The organism is Pseudomonas sp. PB105 (assembly GCF_009764655.1).
In the GTDB taxonomy this organism is placed as follows: Bacteria; Pseudomonadota; Gammaproteobacteria; order Pseudomonadales; family Pseudomonadaceae; genus Aquipseudomonas; species Aquipseudomonas cyclaminis.
Genome location: NZ_RWIO01000061.1, coordinates 25,199 through 49,804, shown reverse-complemented (window position 1 = coordinate 49,804; position 24,606 = coordinate 25,199). Strand labels below are relative to the sequence as shown.

Sequence of the window (24,606 nt, the reverse complement as noted above, 5' to 3'; positions counted from 1 at the left end):
GCTTGCGTGGGGCCGGGGGTTTGCGCGTTCATGCGCGTGTATTCACTTAGGAACTGTGACCATGTTGAGGATCACATGCGCGGCACTCGCCGGTTTACTGAGCCTCGCCGCCCACGCCGAAGGCATCAGCGGTGACGTCGGCGCAGGCGTCAGCTACCAGCCCCACGACCCGACCGGCAGCCGCTACGAAACCCGGCCCGTCCCCTACCTCGACCTGGACTGGGGCAACGTGAGCCTGGGCACCGATGACGGTTTGAGCTGGAGCGCCCTGAACACCAACGGTTTCAGCGCCGGCCCGTACATCAATTACCTGCAGGGGCGCACCTCCAACGGCTCGTTGCAGGGCCTGCGCAACGTGTCGGACATGGCTGAAATAGGCGGGTTCATCCAATACGCTCCGGCTGACTTCTGGCGGGTCTATGCCCAGTTGGGCCAGGCTGTCGGTGGTGGTCATTCCCAGAGCGGCGCGCTGGGCAAGGTCGGCGGCGAGCTGGGCTATCCCCTGGGCGGTGGGATCATTGGCAGCAGTGGGCTGGTGGCGCACTTCGCGGATGCGCGGCAGACCCAGACGTATTTCGGGGTGGATGAAAACGAGGCGGCGGCCACGGGTTTCAAGGCCTACAACGCCAGCGGCGGTTTCCAGAACATCACCTTGAGCCAGAGCTTCCAGTTCCCCCTGGCGCCCAACTGGTCACTGCTGACCAGCGCCAGCTGGGTGCATCTGGTGGGCTCGGCGGCGGACAGCAGTATCGTCAGGCAGGCTGGTGAGGTGAATCAGGGCCAGGTGCAGACGGCGATCAGCTACACCTTCGACTGATTCACCTGATGCATGGAGATATAAATGTGGCAGGGGGCGAGCCCCCTCCCACATTGGCCTGTATCAGCTCTTTTCACCTTCCGCCAGCAGCGCTATCCCACCGATAATCACCGCCACTCCCACCCAGTGCAGCGGGCTGATATGTTCCCCCAGCCCCAGCCACGACCCCAGCAGCACCACCACAAACACCAGTGAACTCAGCGGAAACGCCAAGGACAGACTGCTGCGCCGCAGGATCAGCATCCACACGAAAAACGCGCCGATGTAGCAGGCAATCGCCGCCAGAATCCCTGGGTTACGCGCCACATCGGCCAGCCACTGCAGGTTGAAATCCATCTGCCCCAGTTGGTCACCGGCGACTTTGGTAAACAACTGCCCGGCGCTCTCGGTGCAGATCAGTAAGGCCCAGAGCACCACGGTGCCGAAACGCCCATGCAACCATGCGTGCGCATTCATGCCTGACTCCCGGCAATCGCCACCAGCATCACCCCCAAGGTAATCACCAACGTGCCCAGCCAGCGGCGGCGGCTGACGGTTTCACCCAGCACCACTTTGCCTGCCAGCACCACCCCGCAATACGCCAGCGCGGCGGCTGGAAACAGCAGGCTCAACGGCGCACGGGACAGAGCTTCCAGCCAGATAAAAAACTCGATCACGTAGGCACCGATCCCCGCCCACAGTAACGGCGCATTAAACACCTGGCCCCAGAATGCGTTCAGGCGAAAGCCGCCTTCCAACTCCGGCAAACAGTCCAGGCCGAGCTTGAAACACAACTGGCCGATCACATCGAGCACGATGGAAAACGCCACCAGCAACACCACGGTCAAGGTCACGGGAACAGCTCCTCAAACAGGTCGATCAGGGCTTCATTGGTGGCCGCATTGCGCTGCAAATCCTCGGGGCTCCAGCGCCCCACTGGCGGCTGGTCGGACTTGGCTTCCCAACGCTTTAACGCATTGCTGAACGCCGGCGTGGCGAACTCGCCGCACACGTCGATGCCGATGATCCGTTTGCGTGCCGCCAGCGCGCGCAGGGCCTGGAGCAAGTGGGTCAGGCGCATGCCGCCCTGGTCCCAGTTGGTGGCCGCGTCTTCACTGGCGAGCACGTCCTTGTCGATGGTGATCCAGATCGCCTCGGTGGGCAGGCTGCTGATCATCTGTTCAAGGAACGCGGCCCAGTCCAGCTCCGCCAGATTGCGCCAGTGCAGGTGGTTTTCCTGCTGCTGGTGACCCGCGCCATCGCCGACCCGGCCCCAGACTTTCGACGGCGGATGCTGCCAGGGAAACAGCTGCAACTGCCCGCGCTTGAGGGCGCCAAGGTTGCCGCCGCGCAGCTGCGGGTTGTGCAAGTCATCGCTGCACGGGCCGAGGGTGACGATGCGTTTGATCGCCGGCATCTTCAGCGCGCGGTTGACCCACGAACCGCAGTGTCGCTTGGGCGCAAAGCGCACCCAATCGGGATGGTTATCGAAGTGGATCAGGCTGATGGGTTCTTTGAGATCGGCAAGGAAGGCCGGCGTGAGGTGGTGATAATCGCCGGAGCCGACAAACAGGATTTCCGGTCGCGCATCCGTAGGCCGTGGCCGTCGGGCCAGGCGTTCGGTGAAGCGTTTCCAGGTTTTTGCGGTGGACCACAGGCGCAGCTTCGGGCCCAGGTCGAGCAGGTCGATGCAGGTAGCACGGCCACTGGCCAGGCGTCGGGCAATCGGCGCCTGGGCCGTGAGGCTGTGATCGAGGTCGAGAATGTTCAAGGTCATGTGTCCCCTATGGCTTTAGGGGGTCAATGCAAGGGGCGGGCCAGTGAGATATTTGTGGGAGGGGGAAGCCCTCTCCCACATTTTGATTTGTGCTCGGCTTCAGTTCTGGGATTCGCGAATGATCTGGCGAATCGCCCCCACAAACGCCTCAACCGGCTGACCACCGCTGACCGCGTACTGGTCGTTGAACACGATGGTCGGTACCGACGTCACGCCACGGGATGTCCACAGCTGCTCTTGCTCGCGGACGTCGGCGGCGTATTCATCGCTGGCGAGAATCTCGGCCGCGCGCTTGATATCCAGGCCGACGCTCTCGGCAATGATCGCCAGGGTGGCGTGGTCGGACGGGTCCTGGCCATCGGTGAAGTAGGCCTTGAACAGCGCTTCCTTGAGGTTGTACTGCAAGCCTTCCAACCCGCCCCAATGCAACAGTCGATGGGCGTCGAAGGTGTTGTAGATGCGGCTCTGGCCATCGGTGCGGAATGCAAAGTCCAGATCGGCGCCCATGTCGCGGATGCGCGCACGGTTGGCCTGGGATTCTTCGGCGGTCGAGCCGTATTTTTCAGTGATGTGCTCGACGATGTTCTGCCCTTCGGCAGGCATGTTCGGGTTCAGTTCGAACGGCTGGAAATGGATCTCGGCCTGCACCTCGGCGCCCAGTTGGTCGAGGGCTTCGGTCAGGCCACGCAGGCCGATGATGCACCAGGGGCAGGACACGTCACTGACGAAATCGATTTTCAGGGGAGTACTCATGGTAGGCAACCTCGTTGGCAGTCATACGCCGCAAAGGTTGCACGATACACCACCTCACAACAGCTTCGCAGGCGCCACCTGATCAACCTGTGCCCAATGGGCCGCGTCTTCCCGATGGGCTTGCAGGTACGGCAACACCGCCGTCAGCAGCGGCGCCTTGAAAGCCTCCTGGAAACGATGGGCCATGCCGGGAATCAGCTTCAATCGGCTGCCCTGGATATGCGCCGCCAGGTGCACGCCGTGCATCACCGGCAACAACGGGTCGGCGGTGCCGTGGACGACCAGGGTCGGCACGCGCAACTGGTTGAGCAGCGGTACGCGGCTGGGCTCGGCGAGGATCGCCATTATCTGGCGCTTCACGCCCTCCGGGTTGAAGGCACGGTCGTAAGAGAGCGCCGCCTGGTGCAGCAGCGCCTGGCGATCATCCTTGATCGTCGGGCTGCCCAGCGCGGCCAGCAGATCGGCCTGTTGTTCCAGGGCCACCTCGCGATTGGGCGCGCCGCGCCTCGACAACAGTTGCACCAACGCCGCACTCGGTGCCGGCAAGCCCTCGGCGCCGGAGCTGGTCATGATCAGGGTCAGGCTCTCCACCCGCTGCGGTGCCATGGCCGCCAAATGCTGGGCGATCATGCCGCCCATGCTCGCGCCGAGCACGTGAAATTGCTCGATCTGCAACGCGCTCATCAGCCCGAGTGCATCATCGGCCATATCGGTCAGGGTGTACGGCGCCGCCACCGGCAAGCCGAGCTTGTAGCGCAGCACTTCAAAGGTGAGATTGGCGTTGGCCGGCGCCTGGCGCCAGGTGGACAGGCCGACATCGCGGTTGTCATAGCGGATCACCCTGAAGCCTTGTTGACACAGGGCTTCCACCACTTCGTCCGGCCAATGGATCAATTGCCCACCCAGACCCATCACCAGCAGCAACGCCGGATCGGACGCACGGCCGATGCTCTGGTAGGCGATGCTCACCGTTTCCAGGTCGACCGTTTGGGTCGGGACATTGACATCACATCGAGACGCCGCAAAAGACGGCAGGCCAAACCAGAAGGCGGCCAGTAAAAGCAACACGCGCATGAAAAACACCGAAACGCAGAACCCCAGTAGAGCGCGAGTCTGATGAAGTTTGTTCAAGCGCGCTGCCACACTTGTATGACAGTTTGATGAAGAGTGCCCAGTGGTCGTGGTCGACACGCCCTGCAACATGAGACAAACTCACGCTATTCAACTTCGTCACAAATTGTCTTCATGGAGAGCCCGTGCTCGAAATCCGTCACCTCAAGACCCTGCACGCCCTGCGCGAAGCCGACAGCCTGGTGGAAGCCGCCGAGCGCCTGCACCTGACGCAATCGGCGCTGTCCCACCAGTTCAAGGAGCTGGAAGAGCGCCTGGGCATGCAGCTGTTCGTGCGCAAGACCAAGCCGCTACGCTTCACCAGCGCCGGCCTGCGCCTGCTGCAACTGGCCGACGCCACCCTGCCCTTGCTGCGCGGCGCCGAACGCGATATCGCACGATTGGCCGGTGGCACCGCTGGGCGCCTGCACATGGCCATCGAATGCCACAGCTGCTTTCAGTGGCTGATGCCGACCATCGACCAGTTCCGCGACGCCTGGCCGGAAGTCGAGCTGGACCTGGCGTCGGGTTTTGCCTTCGCCCCGCTGCCGGCCCTGGCCCGTGGCGACCTGGACCTGGTAGTCACGTCCGACCCGCTGGAACTGCCGGGTATTACCTATGTGCCGCTGTTCACCTACGAAGCCATGCTGGCCGTGGCCAACCAGCACGCGCTGGCGAACAAGTCGTTTATCGTGCCTGAAGACTTGCTGCCCGAAACCCTGATTACGTACCCGGTGGAGCGCGACCGCCTGGACATCTTCACGCGCTTCCTGGAACCCGCCGACATCGAGCCGGCCCAGGTGCGGACCTCGGAGCTGACGGTGATGATGATGCAACTGGTCGCCAGCGGCCGTGGCGTGTGCGGCATGCCCCATTGGGCGCTGCATGAATACAGCTCGCGTGGCTACGTGAAGGCCAAGCGCCTGGGTGAGAAAGGCTTGTTTGCGACGCTGTATGCGGGGATTCGTGCGGACATGCTGGATGCGCCGTACATGCGCGACTTTTTGCTTACGGCCAAGGACACATCGTTTTCGACATTGGACGGGGTAAGCGCAGTTCGCTGATCAAACCAGCCCTCGCTCCCACAGGTAGATCTCAGTCGGTCTTCAGTTCACGCCACATGTGGATCTTGTCGAAATATTCGACGCCCACCCGCACCGCCAGCGGCTCCAGGCCGTATTGAATGAACCCGCAACGTTGGTACAACGCAAACGCGGCATCATTGCCGGCGGTGACGGTCAGTTGGATCACTTTGAGGCGCGGGTGCTGGCGCGCTTCATCGAGCGCCGCTTCCACCAGGCGTCGGCCCAAGCCCTTGCGCTGATAAGCCTCGGTCACGTACATGCCAAACAACGTTACCTTGTGCCGCGCCTTTTCCCGAGGCTCGAACGCCAGGCCGACAATCCCCGCCAGTTCATCCCCTTCGAAACCGCCCAGCAGCCGATCCAACGGGTTGTCGAGGCGCTTCTCCCACCAGCTCAGCGGCATCAATGCGCGCTCGGCCACGCTGGAGGTAAACGCCTGTGGATAAACCTCATAGGCCTGCAGCATCAAGGCCCGATACACCTGTGCATCAGCCGCCCCGAGTGCGCGAATGTTCATGCGCTGCGCCGTTGCTCAACCATCAGCCGGACGGCCAGGGCGGCGAGGACAAAGCCCATGAAATAGCGCTGCACCGACAGCCATGTGGGGTTGTGCATAAACCACGCGGCGATGGAGGCGGCAAACAGCGAGATCAGCATGTTCACCAGGAAACTCACGCTGATCTGGGTGAAGCCCAGCATCAGGCTCTGGGTAAACACCGAACCGTGTTCCGGGGTTATGAACTGCGGGAACACCGAGAGGTAGAACACCGCGATCTTGGGGTTCAGCGCGCTGGTAAGAAAGCCCATGGTCACCAGTTTGCGGGTGGAGTCCGGCGGCAATTGCTGGGCCTCGAACGGCGAGCGTGCGCCCGGCTTGACCGCTTGCCAGGCCAGCCACAGCAGGTAGAGCGCGCCAGCCCACTTGAGCACTTCATAGGCCATCGGCACCGCGAGGAACACCGCCGTCAAACCGACCGCCGCCGCGAACAGGTGCACAAAGAACCCCGCCACCACACCGAGCAACGACACCATGCCCGCCTTGCGGCCCTGGCAGATCGAACGGGAGATCAGGTAGATCATATTCGGGCCGGGGGTGAGCACCATCAACAGGCACGCGGCGGCGAAAATCAGCAAGTCGTTGAGTGGGATCACGGGTCAGTCCTTGAGCCTGTGCATCAGGCAGTGGTAGTCAGCGATGAGCGATAGAACGGCAGGATCAAATCACGCGTCAACGGCGCCAGGACCAGGCCGCCATCACCGGCAGGGTCGATCCAGCGGACTTCTTCGATTTCGGCGGCAGGGGCGACGGGCACGTCAATCCGCACTTGGAACAACTCGGCTTCCACGGTGAACCCCGGCTCGTTGGCCGCAGGGGCAGAGAAGTTGCCAAGATAGGCGGCCGCGTTGGGATCGATACGCAGGTTCAGCTCCTCAAACAGCTCCCGGGCCAGGGCCTCGGCCGGTTGCTCGCCGGCATCGATCTTGCCACCGGGCTGCATAAAGGCCTGGGTGCCGCGCTTGCGCACCAGCAGGGTTCGGCCGTCAGCACCGATCAAAAGGGCGGCGGCGATGCGGATAGTGGTGGACATGAAATAAAAGCCTTGAAGTCAAAAGAGTGAACAGTAATGGAACGCGGCTCACGCCTCCTCCGGTTCCTTGATAAATACGCTGTACTTGGCCCCTTCCATCGCCTCGAAAGCAATCAGCTTGTCCACCAGCGGCAGGTTCAGCACCTTGCCGGCGTTGAGCAGCAGCATGCCGTTGTCGGCATTGAGATTACGCGCCAGGACCATCCCGGCGGCCAGCTCACGGGTGCTCAAGACCTTGACGGTCGGATCGCCCAAGGTCACGTCGCTGAGAAACGCCGCGCAGGCCTGGACGAAGTCTTCGATCAGCTCTGGGTCATAGAGGCGCCCGGCATATTTGCGGATATATAACAGTGCTTCATCACTGTTCAGGCGCCGTTCGAGGATCAGGCCTTTTTGCAACTCGATGAAGTCCACTGCCAGTTTCAGCAGGCGAGCACCGAACGGAATCGCCTCGCCCTTGAGGTGGTCGGGAAAACCGCTGCCATCCCAGCGCTCCTGATGATGACGAATCATCCGCGCCGCATCCTTCATCGGCTCCAGCGTCATCAACAGCGATTCGCTCTGCGCCGGGTAGCCGCGGTAACGCTCGCGATCGGTGCTGTGCAGCTTGTCGGCCGGCTCAACCAACATGCTGTCGCTCCAGCTCAGCTTGCCAATGTTGTACAGCGCCGCCGCCATGGCCAGGTCGCGGGTACTGGCTTCGTCCATGGACTGGGCGGCGCAGTAGACACGGATCAGATCGATCAACGGGCGGTTGGTTTGTTTGTCCTTGGGTAAACGCAGGTTGGCCAGCAGCGAAAACACTTCGGTGCCCGTCACGTAGCTGCGTTTGAGTTCGTCGTAGGCCAGGTCGAGCATGTCGGCGGTCTGTTGCAGCTCACTGGTGCGTGCCACCACGCGCTTTTCCAGGGTGGAATTCAATAGCTTGAGCTGCTCGTTCTGCTGATGCGTCAGGCGCTCCAGGCGCTGATGCTCCAGGGCCTGTTGCAGGATCAGCTTGAGTTCCTCGTCATTCCAGGGTTTGCCGATATAGCGGTGGATCTGCCCTTCGTTGATCGCCTTGATGATCGTCGGCAGGTCGGCATAACCGGTAAGCAGGATGCGGCTGGTGGCGGGGTAGAGGCGATGAACCTCGGCCAGCAACTGCGCGCCGTCCATGCCGGGCATGCGTGCATCGCTCATCACCAGGTCGATGGGCTGGGCGGCCATGATTTCCAGGGCCTGGGCACCGCTGCCGGCGAGCACCACATCGAATGGCTGGCCGCGCAACAGGCGGCGCAGGCTGTTGAGGATCGACTCTTCATCGTCGACCAGCAAGACTGTGGGTTTCGTAGCCAGTTGTTCATCCATGCGTGCTGCGCCTTCCAATTAAACTGAGTTGAGCTAAATTGAACCCTTGTGCCAAGCCGTCTTGCCTCGCTTAACGCGCGGGGTTGATTTGACGCCAACTGGCCGCCAATTTCAAGGGAACCCGACTATGCTGACACAGCAGGTCCGCGCCCCGCGCAGCAATGGAACCAGGGAAGGAATCGTTATGCCGTCGACCCCTTTGCAGGTGAGGAGAGCGCCATGAACCCGAGCTCAGGGCGGGCCAACCGTCGCATCCTGATCGTCGATGATACGGCCTCGATCCATGAAGACTTTCGCAAGATTCTCTGCCCGGCGGTACACGACGAAAAGACCCTGGACAGCCTCGAAGCAACCCTGTTCGGCACCACAGCCGCCCCGCCGCGCCAGTTATTTGTGCTCGACTCTGCCTACCAGGGGCAGGAAGCCCTTGAGCTGGTGAACCAGGCCCTGGCCGCCAACGCGCCTTACGCCATGGTGTTCATTGATATGCGCATGCCGCCCGGCTGGGATGGCCTGCACACCATCGAACAGCTGTGGAACGCCGATCCCAACTTGCAGATCGCCCTGTGTACGGCCTACTCCGACTACTCTTTCGAAGCCATCGAGGCACGGCTGAAATACAACGACCAGTTGCTGATCCTGAAAAAACCCTTCGACCACTTGGAGATCCGCCAGATGGCCAGCGCGCTGACCTGGAAATGGCAGCTCGCCCAGGACGTCGCGCTCAAGATGCTTGGCTTGGAGCGCACCATCGAAGAACGGGTGCAGGAATTGCTTAAGGTCTCGCACCTGCTTCAATACGACGCGCTCACGCAGTTGCCCAACAGCACGCTGCTGGGCGACCGCCTGACCCAGGCCATTGCGCTGGGCCGTCGACATGACACGCAATTGGCGGTGATGTTTATCGGGCTGGACCGATTCAAACGTATCAACAACGCCCTGGGCTATCCGGTAGGCGACGAAGTGCTCCAGCAGGTCAGCCAAAGCCTGATCGCGGCAGTGCGTGCGTCGGACTCGGTGTTTCGCTATGGCACCGACGAGTTTGTGATCCTGCTCAACGATGTCCAGCATCCTCAGCAAACCCAGCACATTGCCCAGAAGCTGCTTAAAACTATCAGCGCCACCCGCCATGTGGCGGGGCATGACCTGAGCGTCACCGCCTGCCTGGGCATCAGTATTTACCCGAATGACAGCGGCAACGCCGTAGAGCTGATCAAGCATGCCGAAACCGCCATGCACACCAGCAAGGAACGCGGCCCGGATAATTTCAGTTTCTATACCGAAGACATGAACCTGCGCGCCCAGCACCAGCAAAACCTGGAAAGCGCGATACGACAGGCACTGGAGCGCGATGAATTTGTGTTGCATTACCAGCCAAAACTGGACCTGGCTTCCGGCAACATTGTCGGTGCGGAGGCGCTGATACGCTGGTTCCAGCCGCGCTCGGGGTGGGTCAACCCGGCTGATTTCATTGCGGTGGCTGAAGACAGCGGCTTGATCGTTCCGCTGACCCAATGGGTACTGCGCCAGGCGTGCGAGCAAGCACAGATTTGGCGGGTGATGGGCCTCCCCCCCTTGCGCGTTTCCGTGAATATCTCGGCCATCGACTTTCGCCAGCGCGATTTCGTTGACAACCTGGCGGCGGTTCTCAAGGAAACAGGCCTGCCATCGGCACAACTGGAGCTGGAAATCACCGAGAGCGTGCTGATGCAGAACGTCGACGAAACCGTGGATATCCTGCAGCGAATCAAGGCCATGGGCGTGCGCCTGGCACTGGATGATTTCGGCACGGGTTATTCCAGCCTCAGCTACCTGCGCCGCTTTCCCATTGATGTGCTGAAAATCGACCAATCCTTCATACGCGGCTTGAACACCAACAGCCAGGACGCGCAGTTGATCACGGCGATCATCGGCATGGGCAAGAGCCTGGAACTCAATATCATCGCCGAAGGGGTGGAAACCACCGAACAACTGGACTTCCTGAAAACGCTGGAGTGCGAGGAAGGCCAGGGTTTTCTGTTCAGCAAAGCCGTGCCGGCGAAAGATTTCGCCCAGTTGCTGCAGGTCGGCCGTGCGATGCCGATAACCCGACAATAGCCCCACGCTTGCAAGGAGTGCTCGCTTGAATGAAGTCTCAACCTATGGTTTGGGTCTGGCCGTCATGGTGGGACTCAGCATGCCACTGCCGGCCGCCCCTCTGGAAGAGGCGCTCAAGCCTTTGCCGCCAGTGCCTGCGCTGGACGCAGCCAAAGTCGAACTGGGTCGCCAGTTGTTCAATGAGCCACGCCTGTCGGTGAATAACACACTCTCCTGCGCCAGTTGCCATCAGCTGGAAGCCGGGGGCGCTGACAACAAGCCTTTCTCCATCGGCTTCGACGGCAAACCGGTGGAGATCAATACCCCCTCCGTATTCAACGCCAGCCTGAATTTCAAGCAGTTCTGGAATGGCCGGGTGGACACGCTGGAAGCCCAGGTCGAGCAAGTGGTCATCAGCCCGGCGGAAATGGGCAGCGACTGGAAAACCGTGGTGCAGAATCTAACCGCCCTGCCCGCCTACCAGAACGCCTTCAAACAGGCCTACCCCGACGGCGTCACCGCAGCCAATGTGCAAAACGCCCTGGCCACCTATGAACGCACGCTGCTCACCCCCAATTCGCGCTTCGACCAATACCTGCTGGGCAACACCGACATCCTTACGATGAATGAAAAATACGGCTATCAGCGTTTCAAGGATTACGGCTGCATCGCCTGCCATCAGGGCGTGAATATCGGCGGCAATATGTTCCAGAAATTCGGGGTGATGGGTGACTACTTCAAGGCGCGGGGCAACCCGGTCGAATCAGACCTGGGGCGCTACCTGCTGACCAAGGACGAAGAAGACCGCCATGTGTTCAAGGTGCCCAGCCTGCGCAATGTGGCCGTCACCGCGCCGTACTTTCACGACGCCTCGGCCAAGACCCTGGCCGAGGCGGTGGATGTGATGTTCAACTACCAGCTGGGGCGCAACCCGTCCCAGAAAGATAAAGACCTGATCATCCAGTTTCTCAAGACCTTGACCGGCGAATGGGCGGGCAAGCCTCTATGACCCTTACCCGCCGCCGCACCAGCCAACTCTTGCTCGGCCTGATCGCCCTGCTGCTGGCCTCGACACTGGTATTTCTGTACCTCAAGTCCTCCCGCGACCAAACGGCCACCTATACCCAATCACGAGACTTGATCCGCCAGCTCAAGCAGCTCAATGCCCAATGGGACAGCGAAGTGCTCAAGGCGCGGATCGCGCTCACCCACAACTACGACCCGCTGGTTACGCCGCTCGCGGACATGACACAACTGTGGGCCAAACTGGGCAGTGACGCGTTTTACCACGGCCCAGAAGACCTGCCCCGCTGGAAGGCCAGCACAGAGGCGTATGAGGCAGCCATCCAGGAAAAAGCCCGGTTGGTCGACCAGTTCAAATCCCACAATGCCGTGCTGCGCAACTCACTGGCTTTTTTGCCGACCGCCGAAGATGACATCCAGGCGCAGTTCAATCGCATTGACGATGCGGGCCGCCTGCAACTGCAAGATGTGGCCACCGACACCTACGATCTTCTGCTCAGCAGCCTTGAATTCGCCCAGGTCACCAGCGACGAGCGCGCCGCCGATATCCTGGTGGGCCTGGGCAAGCTGGCGATCAACAAAGATCGCCTGCCGATTGAGTTCCAGGCCCCGGTTGAGATCCTCAGCAACCACATCTCGTTGATCCTGCGCGAACAGCCGGTGGTCAACGGCCTGCTCGAACGCATTGCCGCAGTCCCCGTGGCCGACCGCCTGGACGAGCTGAACAACCACCTCAATCAGGACCAGCAAGCCGCCGACCTGATCGACCATCAATACCACCTCTACCTGCTGATCTTCTCGACGTTGTTGGTGGTATTGCTGCTCTATCTGACGGTGCGCCTGCTGCGCAGTTTCGCCGAGATCAACCGGGTCAACCGCGCCTTGCAAGCAGCCAATGAAACCCTGGAGCAACGGGTGGAACGGCGCACCCAGCAGCTCAAGGATGCCCAGAGCGAACTGCTGGACAGCGCCCGCCAGGCCGGCATGGCGGAGATCGCCACCAACGTGCTGCACAACGTCGGCAATGTGCTCAACAGCGTGAATATCTCCGCCGACCTGGTCACCCGCAAACTGCGCAGCAGCAAGGCATTGGGATTGGGCAAGGCCATGCAGTTGATCAACGAACACACGGCTGACCTGGGCACCTTCCTGACCCAGGATGAAAAGGGCAAGCTGCTGCCGGGCTACCTCAACCAACTGGTGGAGGCCATTGCCATCGAACAGCAAGGCATGGCCGATGAACTGGCGCAACTGAGCAAAAGCGTTGACCACATCAAGGACATCGTCTCTACCCAGCAATCCTATGCCGGAGCATCCACGCTGATGGAGCCGGTGCATATCAGCGCCTTGATGGAAGACGCCCTGCGCATGAACGCCGGCGCGCTGAGCCGCCACCACGTCACAGTGGTCAAGGAATATGCGCAAGTGCCGGAAATCATGGCCGACAAACACCGGTTGCTGCTGATCATGGTCAACCTGATCAGCAACGCCAAGTACGCCATGTCCAACCTCACCGACCGGCCACGGCAGATGACCCTGGCGGTGCAACAATTGGACGACGCCACCTTGCAGATCAGCGTGAAGGACGAAGGCGAAGGCATCCCCGCCGAGAACATGACCCGGATCTTCACCCACGGTTTCACCACCCGCAAGGAGGGCCACGGCTTCGGCCTGCACAGTTGCGCACTGGCCGCCGTGGAAATGCACGGCCAGCTCAGCGCCCGCAGCGACGGGCCGGGGCTGGGCGCAGTGTTCACCTTGACGATTCCTCTGACCCTTGCCGGAAGCCCGCCATGAACCAACCACCTAACCGGCGCATTTTGCTGATCGACGATACCCCGTCGATCCACGACGATTTCCGCAAGATCCTGATGCCCACCGGCGAATCGAACCAGGCGCTGGATGATATGGAGTCGGCACTGTTCGGCGACACCAGCAAACCCACGGTACAACCCTTTGAGCTGCACTCGGCCTATGGCGGAGAGGAAGGCCTGCAGTTGCTCGCCACGGCCATGGCAGAAACGCGGCCCTATGCCCTGGCGTTTGTGGACATGCGCATGCCCCAAGGCTGGGACGGGGCCAAGACCATCGAAGAGTTGTGGAAAGTCGACCCTGGCCTGCAGGTGGTGGTGTGCACCGCGTATTCGGATTATTCCTGGGATGACCTGCTGCATCGCCTGCAGGGCTACGATCGTTTGCTGATCCTGAAAAAACCGTTCGACAACATCGAAGTCCAGCAGATGGCCAATACCCTGGCCAACAAATGGGACATGGCTCGCCGCGCCTCACTGCAAACCGCCCACCTGGAGCAGTTGGTGGAACAGCGCACCCTGGCGCTGCAAGTGGAAATCGACGAGCGCAAGCAACTGGAAAGCCAACTGGTACAGTCGGAAAAGCTCGCATCCCTGGGGCAGTTGGCCGCGGGCGTGGCCCATGAGATCAATAACCCGGTGGGGTTTATCTCGTCCAACCTCAGCACGCTCGATGGCTACTTCAACCAGCTGCAACAGATGCTGGAAGCTTACCGGCTGGCCGAGGACAGCCTCGCGCAGGGCGAGCAACTCAAAGCCCTGCGCACCGAACTGGAACTGGATTTTCTCAAGGACGACATTCCCCTGTTGATCAGGGAGTCCAAGGAAGGCATCGGGCGCGTGGTGCAAATCGTCAAGGACCTGAAAAACTTCTCGCGGGTCGACAATGACCAGACCTGGCAATTTGCAAACCTGCAGCAGGGCATCGACTCCACGCTGAACATCGTCGCCAGCGAGCTCAAGTACAAGGCCGACGTGATCAAACGCTATACGCCATTGCCGGAAATCGAATGCCTGGCCTCGCAACTCAACCAAGTGGTCATGAACCTGGTGATCAACGCCGCGCAAGCCATGGGGCCGGAGCGCGGCACCATTACCATCAGCAACGGCGTGGAAGGCGAGAACGTGTGGCTGGAAGTGGCGGACAACGGCTGCGGGATTGACCCGCAGGCCATGCAGAAAATCTTTGATCCATTCTTCACCACCAAACCAGTGGGCGAAGGGACGGGGCTGGGGTTGTCACTCTCCTACGGCATCGTCAAAAAACACCGTGGCGATATCTCCGTGAGCAGTGAGCTGGGCAAAGGCACGCGGTTTCGCGTGGTGCTGCCGATTCGGCAGACGGCGGCGTAGGGCACGCCGCCGCATCATGCTCACGCCTCGGCTTTTTTCGGACTCGACCCAAACGCCGCAAAGCGCTTGTTGAACCCGGCAATCCGGCCTTCGACCTGGGTCTTGCGCTGCTGGCCGGTGTAGATCGGATGCGACGCGCTGGATACGTCCAGCGGGATGTACGGGTAGGTGTTGCCGTCGCTGTGTTGATGGGTGCGATCGCTGTCGGCGGTGGAGCCGATCAGGAAGAACACGTCGGCAGCGGTGTCGTGGAACAGCACTGTGCGGTAGTCGGGATGGATACCAGCTTTCATGGGGCCTCCGGGGGCGTTTGGTTGCGACTTGATTGTTATACAGTAACACCAAATAAGCCTCCAAACGAGAACCGATTGCAATAAGAAACGACCGGGGCGGCATATGAAGAATAAACCCCCAGGTTGTTTGTGGTTTCCGGACTGGCGCAGAATGCCCCATCGACCTCAGAGTCCGAACCAAGGAAACCGTATGAGCCTGTCCTTGCTAAGCCGCTACGCCTTTTTTGCTGTGTGCGTCATTTTTACCCTCGCCAGCCTCCCCTTTATCGAACATGAATGGCTGTGGCCCATCACCCTGGTCACCGGCGTGCTGAGCCTGATCGGCATTTTCGACCTGCTGCAAAGCCCCCACGCGGTGCGCCGCAACTACCCGATCCTGGGCAATATCCGTTATTTGGTGGAAGCCATTCGCCCGGAAATCCGCCAGTACCTGCTCGAATCCGATAGCGACGCCCTGCCCTTCTCCCGCTCGCAACGCTCGCTGGTCTACTCCCGCGCCAAGAACGAAACCGCCGACAAACCCTTCGGCACCCTCATCGACGTGTACCAGTCGGGCTTCGAATTCATCGGCCACTCCATGCGCCCGGCGCCGCTGAGCGATCCCAGCACGTTTCGTGTGATGGTCGGCGGCCCGCAATGCACACAGCCGTACTCGGCGTCGGTGTTCAATATCTCGGCGATGAGTTTTGGCTCCCTGAGCGCCAACGCCATTCGGGCGCTCAACCATGGCGCCAAGCTGGGCAACTTTGCCCACGACACCGGCGAAGGCAGCATCAGCCCCTATCACCGTGAAAACGGCGGCGACCTGACCTGGGAACTGGGCAGCGGCTACTTTGGCTGTCGCACCAGCGATGGCCGTTTCGACCCGGAACGTTTCGCTGTGCAGGCGCAGAACCCGCAGGTGCGCATGATCGAAATCAAGATGAGCCAGGGTGCCAAACCTGGCCATGGCGGGATCCTGCCCAAGCATAAAGTGACCAAGGAAATCGCCGAAACCCGTGGCATCCTGATGGGCGAAGACTGCGTCTCACCGTCGCGCCACAGCGCGTTTTCCACGCCCATCGAACTGATGCAGTTCATCGCCCAACTGCGCGAACTGTCTGGCGGTAAGCCGGTAGGTTTCAAGTTCTGCCTGGGCCATCCGTGGGAATTCATGGGCATCGCAAAGGCCATGTTGGAGACCGGCATCCTGCCCGACTTTATCGTGGTCGACGGCAAGGAAGGCGGTACCGGCGCCGCGCCCGTGGAGTTCACCGACCATATCGGCGTGCCGCTGCGTGAAGGCCTGTTGTTTGTGCACAACACCTTGGTGGGCTTGAACCTGCGCGACAAGATCAAGCTCGGCGCCAGCGGCAAGATCGTCAGCGCCTTCGACATCGCCAGCGTCCTGGCCATCGGCGCCGACTGGGCCAACTCGGCGCGCGGCTTTATGTTCGCCATCGGCTGCATCCAGTCGCAAAGCTGCCACACCAACAAATGCCCGACCGGCGTCGCCACCCAGGACCCATTGCGCCAACGCGCCCTGGTGGTACCGGACAAAGCCCAGCGCGTGTTCAACTTCCACCGCAACACCCTCAAGGCGTTGGCAGAAATGCTCGCGGCGGCGGGCCTGGATCATCCGTCGCAGCTGTCAGCCAAGCATTTGGTGCGACGCATGTCAGCGACCGAGATCAAGCTGTTCTCGCAACTGCATGTGTTCCTCAAGCCAGGGGAGTTGCTGACGGGCGAGGTGAACGGCGAGTTTTATTCACGTATGTGGCAGATGGCGCGGGCGGACAGTTTTGAGCCGCATGAGTCAGCAGTCGCCTGATGGACGCGTTCTAACCCCCCTCTGCTGAACCGGACCATCGACGGCATCGTTGAAACAAGGAGATTCACATGCCGTTAAGGTCGTGCGCGCAATTGAGACATTCAGTAATACCCAACCTTTGCAATTGCTTACAAATACCGCCAACCTGCGCCCGCCCGACGCACGGCGTACGACATCACCGCCGCCTGCCTGTCCTTAATAAACCTACTTGTTCAAGAGCCCGCTGCCATGCTGAACGGACGCGACCCGCGCATCGATTTTTTTCGGGGCCTGGCGTTGATCTTCATTTTCTGGGATCACGTCCCCCACAACCCCCTCGGTCAAATCACCTTGCGCAACATCGGTTTCAGCGATGCCGCCGAAGTGTTCGTATTCCTGGCCGGCTATGCTTCGGTGCTGGCCTACGGCAAGGTCCTGCAGCGCGAGGGTTACTGGATGGCTGGCCTGAAGATCCTGCGCCGGACCTGGGTGTTGTACGTGGTGCATATCTTTTTGCTGGCGATGCTGATGGGCATCGTGTTCTTCGCCAACAGCCATGTGGAAACCCGCGACCTCGTCGAAGAGATGGGCCTGACGCACTTCGTCACCCACCCGCAGCAGGCGCTGACCGATGAATTGCTGCTGCGCTTCAAGCCCAACCTGATGGACCCGTTGCCGTTGTATATCGTGCTGCTGGCCGGCCTGTCGCTGGTGCTGCCGTTGTTGCTGCGCCAGACCTGGCTGGTGGTGGGCGCGTCGATGACGGTGTACCTGCTGGCGCCGTGGATGGGCTGGAACCTGCGGGCGATTGCCGACGGCGTGTGGTACTTCAACCCGGTCACCTGGCAGTTGCTGTTCGTGCTCGGCGGCGCAGCGGCGATTCATGCCAGCCGGCCACGCCCGCTGCAAAACCCGGCCTTATCCCGACAGCCGTTATTCCTCGCCGCAGCCGCCTATGTGCTGGCCGCTGGCGTGATCACCCTGTCGTGGCGCTGGCCCGAGATCCATGACGCGTGGATGCCATCGGCCCTCAGTGACTTGCTGTACCCCATCAGCAAGACCGACCTGTCGCCGGTGCGGTTGCTGCACTTCCTGGCCCTGGCCTACGTCACCGCCAAACTGCTGCCGGGCCGCGGCTGGACGCAAAACTGGCTGGCACAACAAACCTGCCGCATGGGCCGTTACTCCCTGGAAGTGTTCTGCCTCGGCGTGTTGCTGGCACCGTTGGCGGACATGGTCAACGCCATGGCCGGTGATGCGTTCGCCATGCAGATTTTGACCGCTCTGGCAGGCACTGCCTTGATGGCCTTGCTGGGAGCCTGGCTGGAGTTCAACAAACGCCTGAACCAATCTACAAAAATGGCCCAGGCCTGAAAAACAAAAAGCCCCGATCAAGGGGCTTTTTGTTGTCCGTCTGGCTATCAGGCCGCTGAACGCACCGCAGCGTTCGTCGGCTGCAACTTGAACACATAGAACAACACCGTCAGCAGCACCAGGAACACCGGCCCCACATACAGTGCAATGCGCGTGTCCGGGAAGTACGCCATCAAGCCCACCACCAATATCAGAAAGGCCAGTGCCAGGTACGAACTGGCGGGGTACAGCCACATGCGGTACTTGAGGTTTTTCTGTTCGGCCGGGCTCAGGCTCTTACGGAACTTGAGCTGGGCCAGCAGGATCATCACCCAGGTCCAGATCGCGCCAAAGGTGGCAATGGAGGTCACCCAGACGAAGACTTTTTCCGGCACCAGGTAGTTGAGCAACACGCCCAGCAACAACGCGCCGATGGACAACAGCAGCGCCTTGCGCGGAACGCCGTTGCTGGAGGTGGTGCCGAACGCGGCCGGGGCCTGGCCGTTCTGCGCCAGGCTGTAGAGCATGCGCCCGGTGCTGAAGATGCCGCCGTTGCACGACGACAGCGCCGCTGTGATCACCACGAAGTTGATGATGCCGGCAGCGGTCTTGATGCCCAGGCGCTCAAAGGTCATCACAAACGGGCTGCCCTGGGTGCCGATTTCGTTCCATGGGTAGATCGACAGAATCACAAACAGCGCGCCGACGTAGAACAACAGAATGCGCCAGAACACCGAGCCGATGGCATTGGGAATGGTCTTCTGCGGGTTCTTCGCTTCACCGGCGGTGAGGCCGATCATCTCCACACCCAGGTAGGCGAACATCACCATTTGCAGAGACATCAGCACACCCTGCACACCATTGGGCATGAAGCCGCCGTGGGCCCACAGGTTGGAAATCCCCAACGCCACGCCATCGTTGCCAAAACCGAACGCGATGATGCCCACGCCGCCGATCACCATCGCAATGATGGTGACGATCTTGATCAACGCGAACCAGAATTCGAACTCACCGAAGGCCTTGACCGCGATCAGGTTGATGGTGCCCATGCTGATCAGGGCCGCCAGGGCCCAGATCCAGCGCGGCGTATCGGGGAACCACACGCCCATGTACACCGCCACGGCGGTGATCTCCGCCACGCAGGTCACCAACCACAGGAACCAGTAATTCCAGCCGGTCAGAAAACCCGCCAACGGGCCGAGGTAATCCTGTGCATAGCGACTGAAGGAGCCGGCCACCGGATTGTGCACGGCCATCTCGCCGAGGGCGCGCATGATCACCAGGATGGCCAGGCCACCGATGATGTAGGAGAGCATGATGGCCGGGCCGGCCATTTCGATGGCCTTGGCCGAACCGAGGAACAGGCCGACACCGATACAGGCGCCGAGCGCCATCAGGCGAATATGCCGCTCGCCCAGTTCGCGTTTGAGCGGGCCGCCCGAAGCGGTCTCGCCCTGGGGCAGGTGATTGCCGACTGGCATAGGGATACAACCTCGTCTTGTTATTGGATATGAGCCTGCGACTCCGATACCTCGCGACGGGTCTGTCACGAGGTACGGTTCCCGGTTCACTTCTTGGGTAAACCGGTCTGGCCGGGCCAGATCAGGGAGTGCAGTATAAAAAGCTCAACCCAGTGATTTTCACTCTATAAATGGCAATATTCAGCGGGAGTTCCCGTGTAAATCCGATTGCACAGTTGGAGTATCGCACAGCAATGGTGCGCCATTTCACGCAAATACACGCCTGCGCCTACCACTCCTGCGTCCACAACGGCGCGTCGAAAAACAACTTGCGCGCCATTCTCAGGTTGATCTCGCCGCGATGAATCTCCAGTGTCTGCACCGCCCGCCCGCCTTGCCCGGCCTGGATGCGGGCAAAAGCCTGAGCCTGGGCCTGTGCCTGGGTCTGTTTGCCCATGCGATGCTGCGCCGGTGTCTTGAGGTGCGCAGCGGTGAAATGATCGTCCGGCCCGGTCTGACGCTCATAGTGAAAGTGCCCGTAGCACAAGGCCTGCCGCGTGTGCACATCCATCACCACATAGGTCTGCAACCAATCATTGGCGTTGGCGGCCAGGGCGATCCGCCCGTCTTGGCGCAAAATGCGCGCCTCACGGTGGCTGACCAGCACTTCCAGGCCCGACTGAGTGGGCGCACGCGCCTTGATGGCATTCAGGCGAGCCTGCAAACCCTGCTCCGACAAACGACTGGCCCCAGCTCGCAACTCGTCGGCCACGGTTCTGGCCCGAGCCTGTTGGGTAGCCGCCAGGGGGGCCGGCTCGGTGTGCTGCAGGCGTTGGTGGATGGCGTCGGCACACTGGCGCAACGTGTCGGCGCGCTGCTCCAGAATGTCCTGCAGCGACTGGGGCTCGTTGGCGTTGCGCGCCATTTTCAGCACTTCGGCAATTGCCTGCTCCACTGCCCCCTGCAACGCCTTGCCCTGTTCAATCAAACGGTTGAGGTTGGGCAGCGGGGCAGCGCCTTTGGGAGCAGGCTTGGTGACGGGCTCCCACACCCCATCGGCGGCGTGGGTAAACGAAGCGATCACGGTGTCCTGGTTATCCATCACCTCGGCCAGCTCGACCGGCTGTTCGTCCGTCGCCAGCGTGAGGCGGGCGACATACATGTCCTGGTTGCGGGTGCGGATGATGCTTTTGCGTACCGCACGAGGGGCGGCAGCAGGGGCCGAGGCAGCGACCGGCTCAGGGTTCGCGGTGGTCAGGGCGGCGGCCAGTTGACGCTCGGTTTGCGCGTGCAGTTGAGTGAACAAGCGTTGCAATTTATCCAGGTAGCCCAGGTGGAATTTGTCTGGCTCCATCGCTCGCCAGAATTCGATGCGGTCATCGGTCAGCGCGTAGACGCGGCTGAAGCTCTCCAACAACTCGATACGCAACTGCGGGCTCTGGGGCGCCAGCTCGTCCAGTTGCGCCAGGGAACTGCTGGCCCAGCGTGCGCGATGAACCGTGTCATCCAGGCTTTGGAAGAAATCATCGGCCAGCCTCGGCCCTTCGGCTTTGAGCGCCACCGCCCACAGGGTCGTCACCTGCAATGACTGCAACTCCAGTACCGTCGGGCCTGTCGGCTGGTCCAACAGCAACGCGCGGGCCTTGTTCTCCCCGTACTTGGGTACGCGCTTCAATTCCTGCAGGAAATCGAGTTCTCGGACGCGCAAGTCGATGGCATTTTCATTGCTGTCCGCCACCTGTCGCATACACTCGCCCAAGGTGCGGTGAGCCTGTTGATTGATATCCGACAGGGCCTCCTCCGCTGTCTCGAACTGCACCTGGTCCAGCAGCGACAAGATCCTGGCATTGATAGCGGCGGTCGTATCACGGGCCAGCGACTGCAACTGCCACAGGTTACGAATCAACCCCTCAAGCGACGTCGACAATTCACCTTCATAGCCCGGGCGTGGCTTGAGGGCGCGCAAGTCTTTGAGGCTCTGCAACTCCAGCAATGAAGCGTCCAGCTTGTTTCGCAGCTCTTGAGCATATCGGTCGGCGGCCGTGGCGCGCTGCTGTTCGGTGATGCGCGGGTCGGCACTGGATTTCAGCTGACGAGCCACGGTCATTGCACGATTCGCCGCTTCCCGACGCTGAGTGTATTGACGGTACTCCCGTTCCAGTTGCTCGTAGCGCGACGCCGTGTCCGGCACAGCCACCGGCTTGTCAGCCTGCCCTCCCAGCAGGCGCAGGCGCAAATCCACGTCCCAGACGCGAGTGTCCAACAACCTGAGCCATGGCCCCAGCTCGCGACCATCGGCACTGATCACCCGCACACTGTTATCAGTGACCTTGACCCGGTACACATGGCCGCGCACCGGCACCTGCCACTGCGGCGGTTGTGCGGCGGCGTTGAACAACACCCCATCGAGCCGCCCGCCGACCTGCGCCCCCGGCAATCGCTCAGACAAGGGCAGTGCCCTCAGGCTCAGCCGTTCGAGCCGGGCTTGCAGGGGCGGCGTGAGGGTGTCGCGTGCATTGCTCCAGCCACTGGGCGAGCGCAAGGGCACGTCGAGCGGGCCGCGGACCACGGTCGTCGGCGCAGCTCTTGGCGGTGTCGGCTCGAAGGCCGGATGTTGCAACGCCAGCGTCGATGGCCATTCGTGGGGCGACGCCCGATGCGCCAGAATCAGCACCAGGTTGGTCAACAGGTCCATGACCCCTTGGGCCTGGGCTGCCGCGTCATCGCTGCTGATGGCGTGCACGTCCTGATAGACACTGTCCATCACCTGAACCATCCACCCCGCCAGCGCCACCGGCCCCCTGACAAAGGGCAAAACGCTGTTGAACAGCAACCACCCACCTTCTTTCAACGTCATCCAACGCTGCTCGGCGTTGGACACCGACTGGCGTTGCGCCAGGCTGACCAGCGCCTGAACCGTGGCGGCGAACACCTGAGGCAACGGGTCACCGCTCTCCAGGGATTTGCTCAGTTGAGCCGGCGCCGGGCGCTCGGGGGTGCTGAACTCATCGCCGGCCAGAAAGTGCCGCACATGCGGCTCCTGAAAACCGCCATTGGCATACACCGCCCGGCGCGTCGCAGGCAGCCAGGCCAGCACCAGGTCCTGCAAGGGTCCCGGTGCCTTGATCGCCTCGAACAAGGCTTGGGCGGATGCAAACTCTCGCAGGCAGGGGCTGAACAACGGTTGGTAGAGCACGTGCGGCCCCAACTCGGAACGCCGGGCGCCAATCACATACATATTCACCACCGTGTCCGGGGTGGACGTGGGCGTGGCGCTGAATGCCAACGGCCATAACGCCGCCTCAGGTTGCTGCGTCACGGCGGCCTGCACCAGGCGATACCCGGCCTCGGTCATGCCGTTCTCGGCGTTGATCTTCATCTGCACCGCCAGCAGCGGCAATTGGGCGCGCACTTGCTGGATAAACAACGCTTCGCGGCGCAACCGTTCGGCGCCATCGTCTATCAATGTGTCCTTGAGCAACTGCGGGTACGCCTGGCCGACATCCACTTCGGTCACGCAGCCCTTCAGCAACGTCGCCGTCAGCCAGGCAGGCGCGGGATTGCCCTTGAGGGTGATCGCTGATGGCAAATGAGGGAAACCACCGAGATTTTCCAGGGCCAGGTCCGTAAGGCTCAGGGTCACGTGACGCACGTCACCGCTGGCAATGCCGCCCGGCGTCATGGCTGCGGTCACAATCCGGTAGGTCAGTTTGATGTCATCCGGCTCGACCCCATTGGCCCTGCGCTCCTTGTGCAGGCACTGCGTCAGGGCTCGCGCGGCGAAGGTCCGAATCGGCGCGATGCCGTCAAGAAAAGTCCGCCCGCCCGCCGAAGCCTGCGCCACGACCAGAACCTCAAGCGCGCGGGCGTAGGCCAGGCTGTCTGCCGTCGACGCATGGATCAGCCACAGCGGCAGTTGGTCCTGCAGCCGTTGCTGAAACGGCGTCAGCACTGATTCGAACCAACGCATAGGGTCCGTCACATAGTCGAGCATCTGCTGGAATTCGCTGGGCGTACGCGGCACGGTGCAGTCGATGGCCAACACATCCGCCCGCTGGCGTTCGGCATAGCTGGCGGCCAGGGCGTCGAACGGATCGCCCCAAGGCTCCTGAACAAACCATTCGAGCGCCTGACCGGCCAGACGCTCGTTCAGGTAGTCGGGGATCAACGCCTCGATGTCCTCCAGGCGCGTAAGCGGCTGAACGCCCGTCGCCAGGCTGAACAGCAACAACGTACGCAACTCGGCGCCGAACAACCGATGGTCGAGGATCAACAGCGGCAGCATTTGCGGAGTCTGCAGCGTGCCCTTGGGCCGGACGTGTACGGTCCAGACCTGCAACGAAGCGCCGTGAAGGCTCCATTGCCGATCAGGACGAGTGGCACGTAATTCCGTGGCTGGAAAAACCTTGGCGAATTGCTGCGCATCCATGCCCGGTGGTGGCGAGCTGTCATACAGCAACGCCAGGCAATCGTCGGACAGATAGCCCCATCGCGTCATGTTCACCGGCAGCGTCTCACGCCACCAGCCCTGCAGTCGTGCAAGCCAGGCGTCCAACAGGTTCGGCCCGAGTTGGTTGACGAGGTTTTCAATGTCCGCCAATGGCGGGCCACCCTTCACATAGACTTCGCGCTGGTGCAGGAAGACTTGATCGTAACCCTCGACATACCACACTGGCCGTGCGCTGGTGAGGCGCAGCACGACCTCGTCCGCAAGGCGGCTGTAGCGGTGCTGGTCGGCTTGGGTTGGGGTGCCGATGGCGACCCGCTCGGCGAGAAAGTTGCAGCTGCCAAACCGTCGATCCAGCGTGGCCTGTACCTGCTCGATCGCCACCTCCCGCAGTGTTGGGGCGTCAGAAAACAGACTGACGACTTGCTTGATGTGGCCGCGACGTAATGAAGGTGTTTCCGGCATGGGGTGGGCTTCCTGATGACGGCCCCGGAGTCGGGTCCGATAAACCCTGTACGTTAAGGAAGACCGTCGCCCCGAC

The 24,606-nt window shown here is 61.5% G+C and carries 20 protein-coding genes; 8 read left to right on the top strand and 12 right to left on the bottom strand.

From position 1 onward, the window contains the following. The first annotated feature begins 61 nt into the window (after positions 1 to 61). Positions 62 to 817, top strand: a complete 756-nt coding sequence (locus EJD88_RS16005) for a MipA/OmpV family protein (protein WP_099583506.1) — start codon at positions 62 to 64, stop codon at positions 815 to 817. 63 nt (positions 818 to 880) lie between these two features. On the opposite strand, the gene EJD88_RS16000 is transcribed toward EJD88_RS16005, so the two are convergent. From EJD88_RS16000 to EJD88_RS15980, 5 genes are all read right to left on the bottom strand, one after another. After that, the gene (locus EJD88_RS16000; RefSeq protein WP_158878441.1) at positions 881 to 1,273 is read right to left on the bottom strand and encodes an EamA family transporter; all 393 of its coding nucleotides are present in this window, start codon (positions 1,271 to 1,273) and stop codon (positions 881 to 883) included. After that, on the bottom strand, positions 1,270 to 1,650 hold the full coding sequence (locus EJD88_RS15995; protein WP_158878440.1) for a transporter: 381 nt from the start codon (positions 1,648 to 1,650) through the stop codon (positions 1,270 to 1,272). The genes EJD88_RS16000 and EJD88_RS15995 overlap by 4 nt, the downstream gene beginning before the upstream one ends. Continuing rightward, complete coding sequence (locus EJD88_RS15990; RefSeq protein WP_158878489.1) at positions 1,647 to 2,567, bottom strand: arginase family protein; 921 nt, start codon at positions 2,565 to 2,567, stop codon at positions 1,647 to 1,649. The genes EJD88_RS15995 and EJD88_RS15990 overlap by 4 nt, the downstream gene beginning before the upstream one ends. Before the next feature lie 105 nt (positions 2,568 to 2,672). After that, positions 2,673 to 3,326, bottom strand: coding sequence for a DsbA family oxidoreductase (locus EJD88_RS15985; protein WP_158878439.1), 654 nt, complete (start codon positions 3,324 to 3,326; stop codon positions 2,673 to 2,675). Between the two features lie 54 nt (positions 3,327 to 3,380). Next, the gene (locus EJD88_RS15980; RefSeq protein WP_158878438.1) at positions 3,381 to 4,400 is read right to left on the bottom strand and encodes an alpha/beta fold hydrolase; all 1,020 of its coding nucleotides are present in this window, start codon (positions 4,398 to 4,400) and stop codon (positions 3,381 to 3,383) included. A 182-nt stretch (positions 4,401 to 4,582) separates the two neighbouring features. Between EJD88_RS15980 and metR the strand changes: the two genes are divergently transcribed. After that, the gene (gene metR / locus EJD88_RS15975) at positions 4,583 to 5,500 is read left to right on the top strand and encodes a transcriptional regulator MetR (RefSeq protein WP_099583510.1); all 918 of its coding nucleotides are present in this window, start codon (positions 4,583 to 4,585) and stop codon (positions 5,498 to 5,500) included. Between the two features lie 31 nt (positions 5,501 to 5,531). Here the strand turns inward: metR and EJD88_RS15970 are convergent, their stop codons facing one another. From EJD88_RS15970 to EJD88_RS15955, 4 genes are read right to left on the bottom strand one after another with little or no spacing between them, the layout of a single operon-like run. Continuing rightward, on the bottom strand, positions 5,532 to 6,038 hold the full coding sequence (locus tag EJD88_RS15970) for a GNAT family N-acetyltransferase (RefSeq protein WP_112193725.1): 507 nt from the start codon (positions 6,036 to 6,038) through the stop codon (positions 5,532 to 5,534). Next, positions 6,035 to 6,673, bottom strand: coding sequence for a LysE family translocator (locus EJD88_RS15965; RefSeq protein WP_099583512.1), 639 nt, complete (start codon positions 6,671 to 6,673; stop codon positions 6,035 to 6,037). The genes EJD88_RS15970 and EJD88_RS15965 overlap by 4 nt, the downstream gene beginning before the upstream one ends. Before the next feature lie 23 nt (positions 6,674 to 6,696). Then, positions 6,697 to 7,110: an NUDIX domain-containing protein gene (locus tag EJD88_RS15960; protein WP_158878437.1), complete on the bottom strand. Its 414-nt coding sequence runs from the start codon at positions 7,108 to 7,110 to the stop codon at positions 6,697 to 6,699. A 48-nt stretch (positions 7,111 to 7,158) separates the two neighbouring features. Then, positions 7,159 to 8,460 carry an HD domain-containing phosphohydrolase gene (locus EJD88_RS15955; RefSeq protein WP_099583514.1) on the bottom strand — a complete coding sequence of 434 codons (1,302 nt, stop codon included), beginning with the start codon at positions 8,458 to 8,460 and terminating at the stop codon, positions 7,159 to 7,161. Between the two features lie 219 nt (positions 8,461 to 8,679). Between EJD88_RS15955 and EJD88_RS15950 the strand changes: the two genes are divergently transcribed. The 4 genes from EJD88_RS15950 to EJD88_RS15935 all read left to right on the top strand — a co-directional run bounded on the left by EJD88_RS15950 (position 8,680) and on the right by EJD88_RS15935 (position 14,723). Continuing rightward, positions 8,680 to 10,557, top strand: coding sequence for a bifunctional diguanylate cyclase/phosphodiesterase (locus EJD88_RS15950; RefSeq protein ID WP_099583515.1), 1,878 nt, complete (start codon positions 8,680 to 8,682; stop codon positions 10,555 to 10,557). Positions 10,558 to 10,621: 64 nt separating this feature from the next. Next, positions 10,622 to 11,545, top strand: a complete 924-nt coding sequence (locus tag EJD88_RS15945; RefSeq protein WP_158878488.1) for a cytochrome-c peroxidase — start codon at positions 10,622 to 10,624, stop codon at positions 11,543 to 11,545. Next, positions 11,542 to 13,356: a DAHL domain-containing protein gene (locus EJD88_RS15940; protein ID WP_158878436.1), complete on the top strand. Its 1,815-nt coding sequence runs from the start codon at positions 11,542 to 11,544 to the stop codon at positions 13,354 to 13,356. The genes EJD88_RS15945 and EJD88_RS15940 overlap by 4 nt, the downstream gene beginning before the upstream one ends. Then, on the top strand, positions 13,353 to 14,723 hold the full coding sequence (locus tag EJD88_RS15935) for an ATP-binding protein (protein ID WP_099583516.1): 1,371 nt from the start codon (positions 13,353 to 13,355) through the stop codon (positions 14,721 to 14,723). Before EJD88_RS15940 ends, EJD88_RS15935 begins: the two co-directional genes overlap by 4 nt. 20 nt (positions 14,724 to 14,743) lie before the next feature. On the opposite strand, the gene EJD88_RS15930 is transcribed toward EJD88_RS15935, so the two are convergent. Then, positions 14,744 to 15,016: a type B 50S ribosomal protein L31 gene (locus tag EJD88_RS15930; protein ID WP_099583517.1), complete on the bottom strand. Its 273-nt coding sequence runs from the start codon at positions 15,014 to 15,016 to the stop codon at positions 14,744 to 14,746. 190 nt (positions 15,017 to 15,206) lie between these two features. Between EJD88_RS15930 and EJD88_RS15925 the strand changes: the two genes are divergently transcribed. After that, positions 15,207 to 16,826 (top strand): FMN-binding glutamate synthase family protein, encoded by a 1,620-nt coding sequence (locus EJD88_RS15925; RefSeq protein ID WP_158878435.1) that lies wholly within the window; start codon positions 15,207 to 15,209, stop codon positions 16,824 to 16,826. 228 nt (positions 16,827 to 17,054) lie between these two features. Then, the gene (locus EJD88_RS15920; protein ID WP_158878434.1) at positions 17,055 to 18,179 is read left to right on the top strand and encodes an OpgC family protein; all 1,125 of its coding nucleotides are present in this window, start codon (positions 17,055 to 17,057) and stop codon (positions 18,177 to 18,179) included. 47 nt (positions 18,180 to 18,226) lie between these two features. Here EJD88_RS15920 and EJD88_RS15915 read toward each other — a convergent pair whose 3' ends face one another. Both EJD88_RS15915 and EJD88_RS15910 read right to left on the bottom strand, forming a co-directional pair. After that, positions 18,227 to 19,639 carry an amino acid permease gene (locus EJD88_RS15915; RefSeq protein WP_158878433.1) on the bottom strand — a complete coding sequence of 471 codons (1,413 nt, stop codon included), beginning with the start codon at positions 19,637 to 19,639 and terminating at the stop codon, positions 18,227 to 18,229. Between the two features lie 268 nt (positions 19,640 to 19,907). Further along, positions 19,908 to 24,530: a hypothetical protein gene (locus tag EJD88_RS15910; RefSeq protein ID WP_158878432.1), complete on the bottom strand. Its 4,623-nt coding sequence runs from the start codon at positions 24,528 to 24,530 to the stop codon at positions 19,908 to 19,910. Positions 24,531 to 24,606 lie beyond the last annotated feature (76 nt).

Coding starts and splice junctions, on each gene's coding strand:
- EJD88_RS16000 (WP_158878441.1), bottom strand. CDS start 1,273: ATGAATGCGCACGCATGGTTGCATGGGCGTTTCGGCACCGTGGTGCTC.
- EJD88_RS15925 (WP_158878435.1), top strand. CDS start 15,207: ATGAGCCTGTCCTTGCTAAGCCGCTACGCCTTTTTTGCTGTGTGCGTC.
- EJD88_RS15955 (WP_099583514.1), bottom strand. CDS start 8,460: ATGGATGAACAACTGGCTACGAAACCCACAGTCTTGCTGGTCGACGAT.
- EJD88_RS15985 (WP_158878439.1), bottom strand. CDS start 3,326: ATGAGTACTCCCCTGAAAATCGATTTCGTCAGTGACGTGTCCTGCCCC.
- EJD88_RS15970 (WP_112193725.1), bottom strand. CDS start 6,038: ATGAACATTCGCGCACTCGGGGCGGCTGATGCACAGGTGTATCGGGCC.
- EJD88_RS15940 (WP_158878436.1), top strand. CDS start 11,542: ATGACCCTTACCCGCCGCCGCACCAGCCAACTCTTGCTCGGCCTGATC.
- EJD88_RS15915 (WP_158878433.1), bottom strand. CDS start 19,639: ATGCCAGTCGGCAATCACCTGCCCCAGGGCGAGACCGCTTCGGGCGGC.
- EJD88_RS15950 (WP_099583515.1), top strand. CDS start 8,680: ATGAACCCGAGCTCAGGGCGGGCCAACCGTCGCATCCTGATCGTCGAT.
- EJD88_RS15960 (WP_158878437.1), bottom strand. CDS start 7,110: ATGTCCACCACTATCCGCATCGCCGCCGCCCTTTTGATCGGTGCTGAC.
- EJD88_RS15910 (WP_158878432.1), bottom strand. CDS start 24,530: ATGCCGGAAACACCTTCATTACGTCGCGGCCACATCAAGCAAGTCGTC.
- EJD88_RS15930 (WP_099583517.1), bottom strand. CDS start 15,016: ATGAAAGCTGGTATCCATCCCGACTACCGCACAGTGCTGTTCCACGAC.
- EJD88_RS15920 (WP_158878434.1), top strand. CDS start 17,055: ATGCTGAACGGACGCGACCCGCGCATCGATTTTTTTCGGGGCCTGGCG.
- EJD88_RS15935 (WP_099583516.1), top strand. CDS start 13,353: ATGAACCAACCACCTAACCGGCGCATTTTGCTGATCGACGATACCCCG.
- EJD88_RS16005 (WP_099583506.1), top strand. CDS start 62: ATGTTGAGGATCACATGCGCGGCACTCGCCGGTTTACTGAGCCTCGCC.
- EJD88_RS15980 (WP_158878438.1), bottom strand. CDS start 4,400: ATGCGCGTGTTGCTTTTACTGGCCGCCTTCTGGTTTGGCCTGCCGTCT.
- EJD88_RS15945 (WP_158878488.1), top strand. CDS start 10,622: ATGGTGGGACTCAGCATGCCACTGCCGGCCGCCCCTCTGGAAGAGGCG.